At 59.9% G+C, this 12,843-nt stretch carries 13 protein-coding genes; 5 read left to right on the top strand and 8 right to left on the bottom strand.

From position 1 onward, the window contains the following. The first annotated feature begins 13 nt into the window (after positions 1–13). The 3 genes from prsT (at position 14) to ACYVHK_RS22945 (ending at position 4,708) form a co-directional block, all read left to right on the top strand. On the top strand, positions 14–2,851 hold the full coding sequence (prsT, locus tag ACYVHK_RS22955) for a tetratricopeptide repeat protein (protein WP_460537020.1): 2,838 nt from the start codon (positions 14–16) through the stop codon (positions 2,849–2,851). Positions 2,852–3,082: 231 nt separating this feature from the next. Then, positions 3,083–3,853: an exosortase-dependent surface protein XDP1 gene (gene xdp1 / locus ACYVHK_RS22950; RefSeq protein ID WP_460537018.1), complete on the top strand. Its 771-nt coding sequence runs from the start codon at positions 3,083–3,085 to the stop codon at positions 3,851–3,853. Between the two features lie 156 nt (positions 3,854–4,009). Further along, positions 4,010–4,708 (top strand): META domain-containing protein, encoded by a 699-nt coding sequence (locus tag ACYVHK_RS22945; protein WP_460537016.1) that lies wholly within the window; start codon positions 4,010–4,012, stop codon positions 4,706–4,708. A gap of 24 nt (positions 4,709–4,732) precedes the next feature. On the opposite strand, the gene trpE is transcribed toward ACYVHK_RS22945, so the two are convergent. The 4 genes from trpE to rpe form a co-directional block, all read right to left on the bottom strand. Further along, a complete protein-coding gene (gene trpE, locus ACYVHK_RS22940; RefSeq protein ID WP_460537014.1) occupies positions 4,733–6,196 on the bottom strand; it encodes an anthranilate synthase component I family protein in 1,464 nt (487 codons plus the stop codon). Between the two features lie 120 nt (positions 6,197–6,316). Next, positions 6,317–6,988 carry an HAD family hydrolase gene (locus tag ACYVHK_RS22935; protein ID WP_460537012.1) on the bottom strand — a complete coding sequence of 224 codons (672 nt, stop codon included), beginning with the start codon at positions 6,986–6,988 and terminating at the stop codon, positions 6,317–6,319. A gap of 40 nt (positions 6,989–7,028) precedes the next feature. After that, positions 7,029–7,781, bottom strand: a complete 753-nt coding sequence (locus tag ACYVHK_RS22930; RefSeq protein ID WP_460537009.1) for a Rossmann-fold NAD(P)-binding domain-containing protein — start codon at positions 7,779–7,781, stop codon at positions 7,029–7,031. A 2-nt stretch (positions 7,782–7,783) separates the two neighbouring features. Continuing rightward, positions 7,784–8,467, bottom strand: coding sequence for a ribulose-phosphate 3-epimerase (rpe, locus tag ACYVHK_RS22925; protein WP_460537007.1), 684 nt, complete (start codon positions 8,465–8,467; stop codon positions 7,784–7,786). Between the two features lie 115 nt (positions 8,468–8,582). Here rpe and apaG point away from each other — a divergent pair, with 115 nt between their 5' ends. Beyond that, positions 8,583–8,966: a Co(2+)/Mg(2+) efflux protein ApaG gene (gene apaG, locus ACYVHK_RS22920; RefSeq protein ID WP_460537005.1), complete on the top strand. Its 384-nt coding sequence runs from the start codon at positions 8,583–8,585 to the stop codon at positions 8,964–8,966. An 84-nt stretch (positions 8,967–9,050) separates the two neighbouring features. On the opposite strand, the gene ACYVHK_RS22915 is transcribed toward apaG, so the two are convergent. Together ACYVHK_RS22915 and ACYVHK_RS22910 are read right to left on the bottom strand one after the other, a co-directional pair. Beyond that, the gene (locus tag ACYVHK_RS22915) at positions 9,051–9,482 is read right to left on the bottom strand and encodes a hypothetical protein (protein WP_460537002.1); all 432 of its coding nucleotides are present in this window, start codon (positions 9,480–9,482) and stop codon (positions 9,051–9,053) included. Between the two features lie 69 nt (positions 9,483–9,551). Then, a complete protein-coding gene (locus ACYVHK_RS22910; RefSeq protein ID WP_460537000.1) occupies positions 9,552–10,463 on the bottom strand; it encodes a polysaccharide deacetylase family protein in 912 nt (303 codons plus the stop codon). 134 nt (positions 10,464–10,597) lie between these two features. Here ACYVHK_RS22910 and ACYVHK_RS22905 point away from each other — a divergent pair, with 134 nt between their 5' ends. Continuing rightward, entirely contained in the window at positions 10,598–11,134 is a 537-nt protein-coding gene (locus ACYVHK_RS22905; RefSeq protein ID WP_460536998.1) for a dihydrofolate reductase family protein, read from the top strand. A 47-nt stretch (positions 11,135–11,181) separates the two neighbouring features. On the opposite strand, the gene ACYVHK_RS22900 is transcribed toward ACYVHK_RS22905, so the two are convergent. Together ACYVHK_RS22900 and trxB are read right to left on the bottom strand one after the other, a co-directional pair. Then, positions 11,182–11,814, bottom strand: a complete 633-nt coding sequence (locus tag ACYVHK_RS22900; protein ID WP_460536995.1) for a Smr/MutS family protein — start codon at positions 11,812–11,814, stop codon at positions 11,182–11,184. Positions 11,815–11,885: 71 nt separating this feature from the next. Then, the gene (trxB, locus tag ACYVHK_RS22895) at positions 11,886–12,839 is read right to left on the bottom strand and encodes a thioredoxin-disulfide reductase (RefSeq protein ID WP_460536993.1); all 954 of its coding nucleotides are present in this window, start codon (positions 12,837–12,839) and stop codon (positions 11,886–11,888) included. Positions 12,840–12,843: the final 4 nt, after the last annotated feature.

Here is a 12,843-nt window from a genome sequence, read left to right as displayed (position 1 = left end):
CAGACAAGTCATCGTGAAACTCAATTGCAAGATACTGGCTGCACTGCCAGACAAGGATTGGCGTCCCGCCCTGTTCGGTGCCTTGTTTATTGTCTACGCCTCCGCCACGCCAGCGCTGGCTACTGTCGAAAAAGCGGGACGTTATTACGAGGATGCGCTGGGCAGGTATGAGCGTGGTGATATCGCCGGCACCATCATCCAGTTGAAGAACACGCTGCAGGAAGACAACAGCATGCTGGCCGCACGCCTGCTGCTGGGCAAGGCACTGCTCAAGAAAGGGGATCTCAAGAGTGCGGAGGCCGCGCTAGAGGAGTCGCTGCAACAGGGGGTCAATATCGGGGAGGTGGCGGAAACCCTTGGGCAACTTTACCTGGCCCTGGGCAAACCTCAGTTGGTGATTGAACGGCTGCCGGCCTCAGGACTGGTGACACCTGTGCAGGTTGATGTGCTCACCATGCGCGGTACGGCTTATGCGGAGCTCGGCAAGCTTGCGCTCGCCCGACAGAGCTTTGCCCAGGCAAAAGCCCTTGATCCAAAATCGCCGGTACCGCTGATTGCCGAAGTGCCGGTATTGTTAAGTTCCGGGCAGGACGAGCAGGCCAAGCTACTTGCCGTGCAGGCAACCGAGGTGGCGCCACGCAATGCTTATGCCTGGAATATGTACGCGTCAGTGCTCCATGCCAGACTCGATCTGGTGGGCGCGTTGACCGCCTATGACAAGGCGCTTACCCTTGAGCCCAAACTGGTCGATGCCCGCATCGCCAGGGTTGGGCTATTGATGGATTTGAAGCGCAATGCCGATGCAGGCAAGGATCTTAGCTATCTAGCCAGTCAGGCCCCTCAGGAACCGCGCGCAGCCTATTTAAGAGCGGTTATCGCCAGTCAGGCAGGCGATGCGAAGGCCAGCGCGGCTGCGCTGAACGAGGCAGCAAAGGAAATCGACAGCCTGCCATCACCATGGCTGGCGCGCCGCGAGCAACTCCTGATGGTGGGTGCACTGGCACATCACGGCCTCGGTAATGGAGAAAAGGCACGCGAATACCTCGACATCATCATCAAGCAGAACAGCCGGCATATTGGTGCCCGCAAGCTGCTGGCCACGCTGTATTTCGAGAAACGCGACTACCCGCGTGCCATGAGCACGCTGGAGGCGCTACAGAAGGATATTGGCAACGACCCACAGGTACTCTACCTGCTGGGTTCTGTACACATGGCCTTGCGCCATTACCAGTACGCTAGCGAATTGCTCGAGCGCGCAGCTGCGCGCACACCTACTGCCAGGGTGAACCGAAGCCTGGCATTGAGCCAGTTGGGGCTTGGCCAGAATGAACTTGCACGTCAAAACCTTGAGAAGGCCTTCGCGGCCAATCCAGGTGATACCCACACTGCAATGGCCCTGGCGACCATACAGATGCGTAATGGTGATGTGCGCAAAGCGGTACAAACGGCAGACAGCATCGCGAAGCAGGATCCTGGCAACCTGACTGCCCTTAATTTCCTGGGAACCGTAAAGAGTGCGGCCGGCGACAGGGCCGGCGCACGGATGACCTTCACTCAGGTCCTAAGCAAGGATCCGGCCTATGCCCCTGCCATACTGAACCTGGCGAAGCTCGACGCGAGCGAGAAGCGCTACGACGACGCTCGCAATCGGCTCAACAGTTACCTCACCAAGCGTCGGGATGCGCCGGAAGCCTTGTTTGAGCTTGGTTTGCTTGAGTATCAGGCCGGTCGTATACCGGACGCCCTGCGGGCACTCCAGAAAGCGACTGAAGTACAGCGCCGTGACACGCGGGCCGGACTGGTACTGATCGATATCTATCTGGCCCAGAAACAACCGGCGCTGGCTTTAAGCACTGCCAAGGCGCTGTTGTCGCGGTTCCCGGAAAACCTGCCCGTTCAACTGGCTCTGGGGCGGGCCTACCTGCTTGTGGGCGACCCCGCCAGCGCTAGGAATATCTTCCTGGCAGCCACACGACAGGCAGAGTTCGATCCTGAACAGCAGGTCGGGATTGCTCGCCTTCAACTGGCGGCAAGCAACCCGGAAGGGGCGTTCTACAACATCCAGAAGGCCCTGCAGGGCAAGCCGGATGATCCGGCAGCATTGGCGCTGCTAGTTGAGATCGAGGCCCGCCGGGGTTCGGCAGCCAAGGCGGACGAAGCGCTGGCCCTGCTGCGCAGTAAGCATCCTGAGCATGTATTGAGTGCCCTCGCCACGGCAGAGCTGGCCATGATGCGAGGTCAGTTCTCCGCCGCGGCCATCGCCTACAACAATGCGCTGTCTCGTGAGCCGAGTACCGGTAATGCGCTCAAGCTGGCCCAGGCCTATCTCTCCGCCGGGGAGGGGGCCAAGGCAGTGAGCTTCCTGGAGACGTGGCAAAAGCAGCATCCGGGAGAAGCCCAGACATTGAAAGCCCTCGCAGAAGCGCAGTTCCGCGCTGGCCAACTGCCTGCAGCACGGCAAAGCTATGCAAAAGCGCTGGTTCTGGAGCCCGATGACGCCGTCAGCCTGAATAATTACGCCAACTTATTGCTGAAGCTGAGGGACCCTGCGGCTCAATCCCAGGCGGAGAAGGCCTTGAAGCTCGCGCCCAACAATGCCTCTTACGCCGATACGTTAGGGTGGATACTGGTTCAACAAGGGCAGTATGAAGCGGGCCTCCGCTACCTGCGGGAAGCCCGTTTGCGCAGCCCGGAGAATGGCGAGATCCGGTACCACCTTGCCTATGCACTGTCCAAGACCGGCCGCAAGGCCGAGGCCAAGGATGAGATTGGTGCGGCGCTATCTGTCAGTGGCAAGATTGATCGCTCGGAAGCTGTCATCACACTGCAACGCGAGTTGGGACTGTTGTAATGAGAAGAGATCATTGATGCATGGTGTCGTGTTTGTCGACCAAAAAAAGCAAGCTGCACCGCAGCCTCTCATGCTGTCCAGGCTCACACAAACTGTCGAATTACTTTACAACAGCAATTTACAGCAATAGAAATTCACTCGTAACCATTTGATTTACATTGATATTAACAAGCTGGCTTCATTATTGCTTTATACGAACCAACTATGTTGCTTAACCCAAAGGTGTTGATCGTGAGAACCCAGATGAAGTTTTTATGCGGCATGTTTGCGCTGGCTTTGGCTGGACAGGCATCCGCCGGGACGACTTGGACCCTTGGGCCGACGCCGACTGCTGGCGTAACCATTGCGGGCTATGCCAATACGGGTGGGACCAATAATGCAGCCAATGCGGCTAACAATGGTGCACTGCAGACCATACAATCTGCGACTACCGTCTGGTACAACGGCGGTTTGGGTGTTACCAATGCAGATGTCTGCCCTAGCGGCCAGACGCAGTACTGCGACCTGAATGAGGGCACCTCGCCTGAACATGCGGTCGACAATGAACAACGCTACGACATGCTGCTGTTGACGTTTACCAGCGCAGTCAAGTTGACTGACATGCTGCTTGGATGGTGGCAGACCGACTCCGACGTTACCGTCATGGCTTACACAGGAGCTGGTACACCAACACTGACCGGGAAGACCTACAGTCAACTGGCTGGGGCAGGCGGCTGGACCTCCATCGGCAATTACTCGGATCTGGGCACTAACTCAAAGGCCATCAACGCAGGTGGTGTGGTGTCCTCCTACTGGTTAATCGGTGCCTACAACCCGCTTGCCAACCCCAACGGCGGTAGCGTCACCGGCACTGGCTATGATTACATCAAGCTTTCCTCGGTAACTGGCGTGGTTGTGCCACCGCCACCACCGTCGCAAGTACCGGAACCAGGTTCCCTGGCATTGGTAGGATTGGCCATGGTAGGCGCACTGGGGTTCCGTCGTCGCCAAGCCCGGAAATAAACACACTGGCGAGTACGCGCTCTTTCGAATCAATTACGGCACCTTCGGGTGCCGTAATTTTTTGCCCGGCCTCCCGATGCATTCAGTCCAGGTTCACCCTGCGATGCGAGACTGGTAGACGTACCTACGGCGCCCAACAGAGGAAGGAAAGCCCTTATGAAATACCTGCTTCTGCTCACCATGCTCGTGATTGCAGGCTGCGCCACGTCAACCGGTGGCGGGGGTAGTAGTAGCACCACCAACAGCGGCCAAACCACCTTGCTGGGCGCACTGAGCGGCGGCCCCAAGCTGGTCGGTACGCGTTGGGCCTGGGCCGAGACAACGACACCCAGTGGCCGGCTGGTGGCGCCACGCACCGGTCTGTACCTGCTGGATTTCGCAGGCGATGGCTATGTGAGGGTAACGGCGGACTGCAATCGGGGTAGCGCCAAGTACGCGCTGGATGGCAAGAAGCTGACCATGGGCCAGGTGGCCACCACACGCATGGCCTGCCCACCAGGCGGGCAGGGAAGCCGATTTACGGCTGACCTGGGCCGGGCGGTACAGGCTACCACCGCCGATACTGACTTGCTGCTGAGCCTGCCGGCAGAGACCGCCGTCATGCGCTTTGCCCCGCTCAAGCAGAATCGATACGTCTGCCAGGGCGGGTTGAAGTTCAGCCTGACAGAACTGCCGGGACCGGATGTCGCGATCGAATTTGATGGCCGATATGTTCGGGCTGCACAAACGACGAGTGCCTCGGGCGTCATCTATGAAGCACCGGGCCTGCGCTTCCAGGGTAAGGGGCCGGAAGCGATGCTGGACATGGGGGAACTATCCCTGCGGAACTGCAAGCTGGTGGCCAACAAGCCGTAGCGAGTTGGCAAGTCCCCAGCTCGCTCAGGCGTCCAGACCTTTTTGCGCCAGTTCAGCGGCACGCAATACCGCGCGTGCCTTGTTCTGGGTTTCCTGCCACTCCGACTGGGGCACGGAGTCGGCAACGATGCCGGCGCCCGCCTGCACATAAAGCGTCTTGTCTTTGATCACCGCAGTGCGCAGGGCAATGGCCACGTCCATATCGCCATTGAAGCCCAAATAACCTACCGCGCCGGAGTAGATGCCCCGCTTGGTTGGTTCCAGCTCGTCAATGATCTGCATGGCACGCACCTTGGGCGCACCCGATACCGTGCCGGCTGGGAAGGTGGCGCGCAGGATGTCCAGATTACTCATGCCAGGCTTGAGGCTGGCCTCCACGCTGGACACGATATGCATCACATGGGAATAGCGTTCGACGATACGGTTGTCGGTCACCTTCACCGAACCTGTCTTGGCAACCCGACCAATATCATTGCGACCCAGATCCATCAGCATGACGTGCTCTGCCACCTCCTTCGGATCCGCCAGCAGCTCTTCCTCAAGCGCCAGGTCTTCCTCGCGGTTCTTGCCACGCGGCCGTGTACCTGCAATCGGCCGCACGGTAACCGTACCTCGTTCGTGCCGCACCAGGATCTCTGGCGAGGCCCCGACGATATGGGTATCGCCCAGCTGGTAGTAGAACATGTAAGGGGAGGGGTTCAGCGACCGGAGCGCGCGGTATAGCGTGATGGGCGACTGCTCGAAGCGCATCGACATCCGCTGCGACAGGACCACCTGCATGATGTCGCCATCCAGGATGTATTGCTTGGCCTTCTCGACCGCAGCCTTGAACGGTGCCTCACCGAACTCGGATTTCGCCGTGGTTGTCGGTGTCGGCTCGGTCCTCGGTACTCTGGCTGGATCACGCAATTGCATGCGCAGCTCATGCAGGCGGCTGTGTGCACGCGTGTAGGCATGCGGCTGGCTGGGGTCGGCGTAAACCACGAGATAGAGCTTGCCGCTGAGATTGTCGAAGATGGCAATTTCTTCGCTCAGCAGCAATTGGATATCCGGCGCGCCAATCGGATCAGGCTTCTCGCACTTGGCCAGTTTCTTTTCAATCAGGCGGATTGTGTCATAGCCAAAGTAGCCCACCAGACCACCGGCAAACCGCGGTAGATCCAGACGTTGCGGCACCTTGAAACGCGCTTCGTACTCGCCAATGAAGGAGAGCGGGTCACCTTCATGCTCTTCGACCACCTCGCCGTTGACGGTGACTTCCGTACGGGTACCGCGCACGGTCAAGACGGTGCGCGCAGGCAGACCGATAAAGCTGTAGCGTCCAAAGCGCTCGCCACCGACCACTGATTCCAGCAGATAGGAATACGGTGCATCCGCCAGGCGCAGGTAGACAGAGAGGGGGGTGTAGAGGTCGGCCAGGCCTTCCTGGACAACGGGAATACGGTTGTAGCCTTGACGCGCGAGTGCGTCGAATTCGAGTTCGGTCATGACGAGCTTTCCTGGCAAAGAGGTGGAATAAAAAACCGGGAGGACGCGTTCAGCGCCATCGCCAAGTCAGCCCGCCATGCATTGTCAGAATCGTCATAGTGTCGGTAGGGTATTGGAGAACTACGAAATGGAGGCTGCATTCTTCACGAAATTGACCGCCTCGACAAGGCTGCTCAAATGCCCGTCACATGCCAAGCCACTCACGTCGTCATAGCCATAGGTCATCAGGAGGCAGGGGCTGCCCGCATTGACCGCGGCATCGCGATCGAAATGGGAGTCGCCGATCATCAGCAGTTCCGCTGGTTCGCAAGCGAACTGTGCACAGACATGGCGCAAGGGGAGTGGGCTGGGCTTCTTTTCCGGCAGGCTGTCACCACCAAGCACCAGAAGGAAATAGCCGGCCAGGCCGGTACGCTCCAGCAGCGGCACCGAGAAGCGATACGGCTTGTTGGTCACCACCGCCATCTTCAGCCCCATGTCACGAAACATGGCCAGTGCCGGCACAACGCCTGCATAGGGGTGGGTTTGCACAGCCAGCAGACGATCATAGTGACGGCTGAACGACTCGACACCCGCCGCATGCAGTTCAGGAGATGCCTCGCCGTGATGGTGGTCCGTCAACGCACGGTGTACCAGTTGCTGCATGCCACCACCCACAAAGCTCTCCAGCCGCGCCTGCTCCAGCGCAGGGAGGGAAAAATCGGCGCGCATGGCATTGGCCGCTGACGCAAGATCGGCAATCGTGTCGAGCAGGGTGCCGTCAAGGTCGAAGGCGATGGCTTTGATGGGCATGGAGCGATCTGAAATCCGGGTAGAAGTGGGCAAGGACTGATTAACGAAAGTCACGAATGCTGAGCAGGTCGCCAAAACCGATATGGTCGGTATGCAGCAACTTGAGCAGCTCTTCTGCGCAACGCATTGGATCGACCAGTGCACCTTCTGCCTGATAGGTCTGGAACTGCTCGACCAGGGGGAAGTCGGCGGGTGAGGTGCCGCGTATGGTGGCCTGCATGCCAGTATCGATAATGCCTGGCGCAATCGAGGCGATGCGTATGCCTGCCGGCAAGGCCGCCTGTTCCAGCCCAACGCAACGGCTATACATGTCCAGACCAGCCTTGCTGGCGCAATAGGCACTCCAGCTTGGGTAGGGATTGCGGCCAGCGCCCGAGCTGATGTTGAGTATCCGGCGATCACCGCTGCGATGCTGGAAATGACGGACAAAGGCGTTGCAAAGCTGGAGTGCCGAGGTCAGATTGATCGTCAGGCAGCGGGCAAGCGCTTCATCGGCATAGTGCCCGGCAGCAGCGATGGGATCGACGACGCCAGCGTTGTTGATCAGGTAGACGCCATCGGAGGACAACCTTGCCAGCGAGCCGAATACCTCCTCGGCAACATCACCGACAGCAGCGGTATCCGCGAGGTCCAGCCCCACAAAACGGTAGCCTGGCAGCGCCGCGCCCAATGCTGCCAGCTCAGCCGATTCATGCCGGGCAAGTGCGACGAGCTGGCTGCCTTCCGCGGCAATCGCCTTCGCAAAACCAAGACCCAGGCCACGGGCTGCACCGGTAACGATATAGCTGCGCATGCTCAGACCTTGGCCAGTTCGGCACGCATGGCATCGATCGTCGCCTTGTAATCCGGCGTGTTGTAGATGGCGGACCCCGCGACAAAGGTATCAGCGCCTGCCCGGGCGATCTCGGCAATATTGTCGACCTTCACGCCCCCGTCGATCTCCAGCCAGATTTCCTTGCCGGACTTCGCCGTGTATTCGTCAATACGACGACGCGCTTCGCGCAGTTTGTCCAGCGTGGCAGGGATGAATTTCTGCCCACCAAAGCCGGGGTTGACCGACATCAGGAGCACCATGTCGACCTTGTCCATGACGTAATCGAGGTAGGAGAGCGGCGTCGCCGGATTGAACACCAGTCCGGCCTTGCAGCCTTGCTCACGGATCAGCCCCAGCGTACGGTCGACATGCTCGCTGGCTTCCGGGTGGAAGGTAATGAGGTTGGCCCCTGCCTTGGCAAACATGGGCACGATGGCATCAACCGGCTTGACCATCAGGTGGACGTCGATCAGGGCATCGGTACAGGGGCGAATCGCTTCGCAGACCAGCGGGCCAATGGTCAGATTGGGGACATAGTGATTGTCCATGACGTCAAAGTGAATGATGTCGGCACCGGCCGCGATCACGTTCTGCACCTCTTCACCCAGCTTGGCGAAGTTGGCAGACAGAATGGAGGGGGCAATGCGGAAGGTCGGCTTGGCCATGGCGGTCACACTCACAGATCGGGGAAGTATCGATTTTAACGTAAAGCACGCTATGCCTTGTGAGCGAAGGCATTTTCGCGTGTAATCAAACCTCTCTACCGAAGCTTGGTCATCCATGGGCGAATCCCGCAAGTACGACATCACCGTGACAGTCCAGCCGCAATATCTGGCCGACCAATCCGATGAAGCCGCCAGCCGCTATGTCTTTGCCTATCACGTCAGCATCATCAACACCGGCACCGAGCCGGCCCAGCTGCTGACGCGGCACTGGATCATCAACGAGGCCGGTGGCAAGACCCAGGAAGTTAGGGGGCAGGGCGTCGTGGGGGAGCAGCCGCGGCTGCAACCCGGCGAGAGCTTCGAATACCATAGCGGAGTGGCCTTGAGCTCGCCGGTAGGCACCATGCGCGGCAGCTATCATTTCGTCGCCGAGGACGGTTCGCCGTTCGACGCCACCATCAGTGAGTTCGTACTCTCCGTACCCAGAGTCTTGCACTGATCCCGGCAAGCCTTGCACGACCATTCGTACAAATGACAAAGCCCGCGATCACCGCGGGCATTTTTGTACCAAGCCGATGCTGAATCAGTGCAAGTGCTCGGCCAGCACCCGGAAACTGGACAGTAGCGCAAGCGCCTCATCCAGCCAGACACCTTCGCCATGGCGAAGCAGACACTCGCGCCAGCGACGTGCCAAACGCTCGTCCAGATGTACTGCCCAGGAGAAGGCAGGGTCAAGGAACACCGCCTCACTGGATGGCTGATCCGCACAGGCTTTGCTATGGGGGTACATGCGACGCATGCTGGCGTGCAGCTGCGGACAGACGATCAGGTCGAAGTAAACACGCTGGAAGGTTTCGTCAGACACATCGGCATCGCTCGCCAATTGCACCAGCCGGGCGCGAAAGGCTTCGGGAAAGCCTAGCGGAAGCGGGCCAGGCAAGCGTTTGTGCAAGCGTGATGGCGCCGGCTGCAGGAAAACCGATAGCGGCTCATGGAAAGCGTAGGCGGTGGTCATGGCACAGCTCCGACTGGTAATACCAGTAACAAAGCAAGCTTCAGGCCACCTGATGATGCTCCGCCAGCCTCAGCCCGGGAAAGCCTCGCCCTGTACCGCCAGCAAGCCGCTATAGCCCGGCCATCCGCGCTGCTCGACCGTATGCCAGGGTAGCTTGCCCAACTGGAGCAAGCCGTGCAGGCGTGCCAGCGACGCCAACTCATGCCCCTGCTCTTGCCAACCGGCAATCAATCGCTGCAGCAACGGCAAACGCTTGCCGGCATCACTTGCCGCATTGATGGTAAAGACATGACCGGTGAGCGGGATACGCTCGGTTTTTGCCAGAAGCGCCTCAACCGAAGCCATCTCGTCAAAGCTACCCGAGCCGATCAGCTCGGAAAGGGTAGGCAACGTTGTCGGCAATTGGGCGACGCGGATGGGTTCCCCATCCACGACGGGCAAGAAGGGGTGGGTACCACGGGTATCGCTGCCGTAGTCGAAACCCATCTGCTGCTCCAGACGAAGTGCCGCGCGATTGGTCCGCCAGCCCGGCAAGGCGATGGCGCGGGCCGGCGCACCCAGCAAGCCTTCGAAGGCTCCCTGGGCCGATTCGATCTGTTCCCGAACCCACTGCTGATCGGCCGTAGCAATCCGCTTGATCCAGTTCACCCGGTCCCAGCCACGCAGACCCACTTCAAAGCCAGCCTGCTGCGCCAGCTGGATAGCGGCCGCAGCCTGCTTGGCCAGCTCGGGGGCGGGTAGCAGGCAGCCGTAGAAACGCGCAGCGCCATGGGGCCGGCTAATGGCATGGTTGCGGCGGATCTGCCGGCGATGCTCTCCTACCTGGAACAAGGGACCGCGCGCGCAGGCGCTGCGGTCCGGCCCCATATTGAAGAAGAAACTGGCATTGGCGCCCGAGGCTTGCAGCAGCTCCACCAGCTTGGGTGTGGCGTCTCGCGCGGCGGAAAGGCTGTCGACTTCGATTCTGAGCGCAAGCAGCATGGCTGCAATTCTCCCTGTGTGGCATTGTTATTTGGCGCGGCGCATATTGTCCGCACTCGTTCGCAGGTCGACAAGCTCGGCGATAGCGAATTTCAGCGCGCGGCCGGCCTCCCCCCCACCGAAAGGACTCCCCCATGCGCAAGCTCGTACTCTTTATCGCTTCCAGTCTCGACGGCTATATCGCTAGGCCGGACGGTGGCGTTGACTGGTTGTTCACCGACCAGGATTACGGCTACCAGGCTTTCTATGATTCGATCGATTGCATACTGATGGGGCGCAGAACCTATGATCAGGCACTCAGCTTTGGTGACTACCCGTACCCAGGCAAGTGCGCCTATGTGTTTTCCAGCCGCCCGCTGGCATGGGCAACACCGGATGTGAAGGCCGTGGCCGAACCGGTAGGGGAGTTCATCAACCAGCTCAAACACGGGGAGGGCGGCAAGCTGTGGCTGGTCGGCGGTGCGGCATTGATCAAGACCTGCCTGGAGCATGACCTGATCGATGAACTGATCGTCTCCATTCATCCACTGATACTTGGCGGCGGCATTCCGCTCTTTCCCACCACGGAATCGAGCCGACGCCTGACACTGAGCTCGGTTCAGACCTTTGATACCGGGCTGGTTCAGGTCTGTTATGAACGTGCCCGCAAGTCGCCAGCCCATAGTAGGTAACGGCGCGAAGGGATGGCTGCACCAAGCCCGAGTCGTGACCGCGTGTCTCAGCGGCGCGGGCCACGCAGCAGTACCAGGGCGGCACCGGCACCACCATCGACAGGTCGTGCCTGGCAGAAGGCCAATACTTCGTCCCGCTGCGCCAGCCAGTTGCGCAACTTGTTCTTTAGCACCGGCTCCTTGTTCCGCGACCCCAAACCCTTGCCATGGACAATACGGACACAGCGCCGGTCTTGCTGCACGCATTGATGCAGGAAGCCGCCGACCGCGGCACGAGCCTCGTCGGTGTTCAATCCATGCAGATCAAGGTGGGCCTGCACCACCCAGTGGCCACGGCGCAGTTTCTTCAGCGTATCGAGCTTCTGTCCGCTACGCAGATAGAGCAGCTCCTCCCCGGACTCAATCTCGTCCCAGGGCCAGAAATCCGTCATGGCATCGTGCATGACCCGTTGTTCGTCGCGCTGGTGCTGCAAGGGCGCATCCGAGACCGGCGCAGCCGGATGCGGGTAGGGCAGCGGGTGCTTGAGTGGGAGCACATCCTGTACCGCCTTTCGAAACAGCGTTGCTTCAGTCTCAGGCGGTGTCGGCCTGGGCTTGGCAAGCTGCACCTGCCGCTCGGCGCGCAGGCTGCGCGCCAAGGGCTTGAGCTGCTCGGCAAATGGAGACTTTGGGCGGGACATGCGGGGATTTTACCGTTTGCAGAACGACAAAGCCGCCTTTCGGCGGCCCTGGTGCGGCAAGATTGCGGCGATTACTTAAGCGTATCGAGATACTTGTCGGCATCGAGCGCAGCCTGGCAACCGGTTGCGGCGCTGGTGATCGCCTGGCGGTAGATGTGATCCTGCACATCACCCGCGGCAAACACGCCCGGCACGCTGGTGGAGGTCGCACCACCCTGATTGCCGCTCTTGGTAATGATGTAGCCGTTTTCCATTTGGAGTTGGCCGGCGAAGATGTCGGTATTGGGCTTGTGGCCGATGGCGATGAAGCAACCGGTAACAGCCAGATCCTTAGTCGAGCCGTCCTTGGTCGACTTCACACGGATACCGTTCACGCCACTGGCATCGCCCAGCACTTCATCCAGCGTGCTGTCGAGCTGCAGGGTGATCTTACCGCTGGCAACCTTCTCCATCAGGTGATCGATCAGGATCTTTTCCGCACGGAAGGTGTCACGACGGTGAACCAGCGTCACATGGCTGGCGATGTTGGCAAGGTACAGGGCTTCTTCCACGGCGGTATTGCCGCCGCCGACTACCGCCACCTGCTGGTTACGATAGAAGAAGCCGTCGCACGTAGCGCAACCCGACACACCCTTGCCCATGAAGGCTTCTTCGCTTGGCAATCCCAGGTACTGCGCCGAGGCACCGGTCGCGATAATCAGGGCATCGCAGGTGTACTCGCCAGCATCACCAATCAGGCGAATGGGCTTCTCGTCCAGCTTGGTCGTATGGATATGGTCGAATACGATTTCCGTACCGAAACGACGCGCATGGGCTTCAAAACGCTGCATGAGCTCCGGGCCCTGCACGCCATCTGCATCGGCCGGCCAGTTGTCCACTTCGGTGGTCGTCATCAGCTGGCCACCCTGGGCCAGACCCGTGACCAGCAGCGGCTTGCGGTTTGCGCGCGCGGCGTATACGGCAGCGGTGTAGCCGGCAGGGCCGGAGCCTAGAATAAGCAGGCTGCTATGCGTGGTCTTGGACATGGCG

Source organism: Chitinimonas naiadis (assembly GCF_054780835.1).
The sequence above is the reverse complement of the archived record's forward strand: the minus strand, read 5'-3'. Positions and strand labels throughout refer to the sequence as shown.

What these genes read in the sequence shown, in the direction of transcription:
- apaG (WP_460537005.1), top strand. Translation starts at nt 8,583, where the DNA reads ATGGGCGAATCCCGCAAGTACGACATCACCGTGACAGTCCAGCCGCAA.
- trpE (WP_460537014.1), bottom strand. Translation starts at nt 6,196, where the DNA reads ATGACCGAACTCGAATTCGACGCACTCGCGCGTCAAGGCTACAACCGT.
- ACYVHK_RS22915 (WP_460537002.1), bottom strand. Translation starts at nt 9,482, where the DNA reads ATGACCACCGCCTACGCTTTCCATGAGCCGCTATCGGTTTTCCTGCAG.
- ACYVHK_RS22930 (WP_460537009.1), bottom strand. Translation starts at nt 7,781, where the DNA reads ATGCGCAGCTATATCGTTACCGGTGCAGCCCGTGGCCTGGGTCTTGGT.
- ACYVHK_RS22905 (WP_460536998.1), top strand. Translation starts at nt 10,598, where the DNA reads ATGCGCAAGCTCGTACTCTTTATCGCTTCCAGTCTCGACGGCTATATC.
- ACYVHK_RS22935 (WP_460537012.1), bottom strand. Translation starts at nt 6,988, where the DNA reads ATGCCCATCAAAGCCATCGCCTTCGACCTTGACGGCACCCTGCTCGAC.
- ACYVHK_RS22910 (WP_460537000.1), bottom strand. Translation starts at nt 10,463, where the DNA reads ATGCTGCTTGCGCTCAGAATCGAAGTCGACAGCCTTTCCGCCGCGCGA.
- trxB (WP_460536993.1), bottom strand. Translation starts at nt 12,839, where the DNA reads ATGTCCAAGACCACGCATAGCAGCCTGCTTATTCTAGGCTCCGGCCCT.
- rpe (WP_460537007.1), bottom strand. Translation starts at nt 8,467, where the DNA reads ATGGCCAAGCCGACCTTCCGCATTGCCCCCTCCATTCTGTCTGCCAAC.
- ACYVHK_RS22945 (WP_460537016.1), top strand. Translation starts at nt 4,010, where the DNA reads ATGAAATACCTGCTTCTGCTCACCATGCTCGTGATTGCAGGCTGCGCC.
- ACYVHK_RS22900 (WP_460536995.1), bottom strand. Translation starts at nt 11,814, where the DNA reads ATGTCCCGCCCAAAGTCTCCATTTGCCGAGCAGCTCAAGCCCTTGGCG.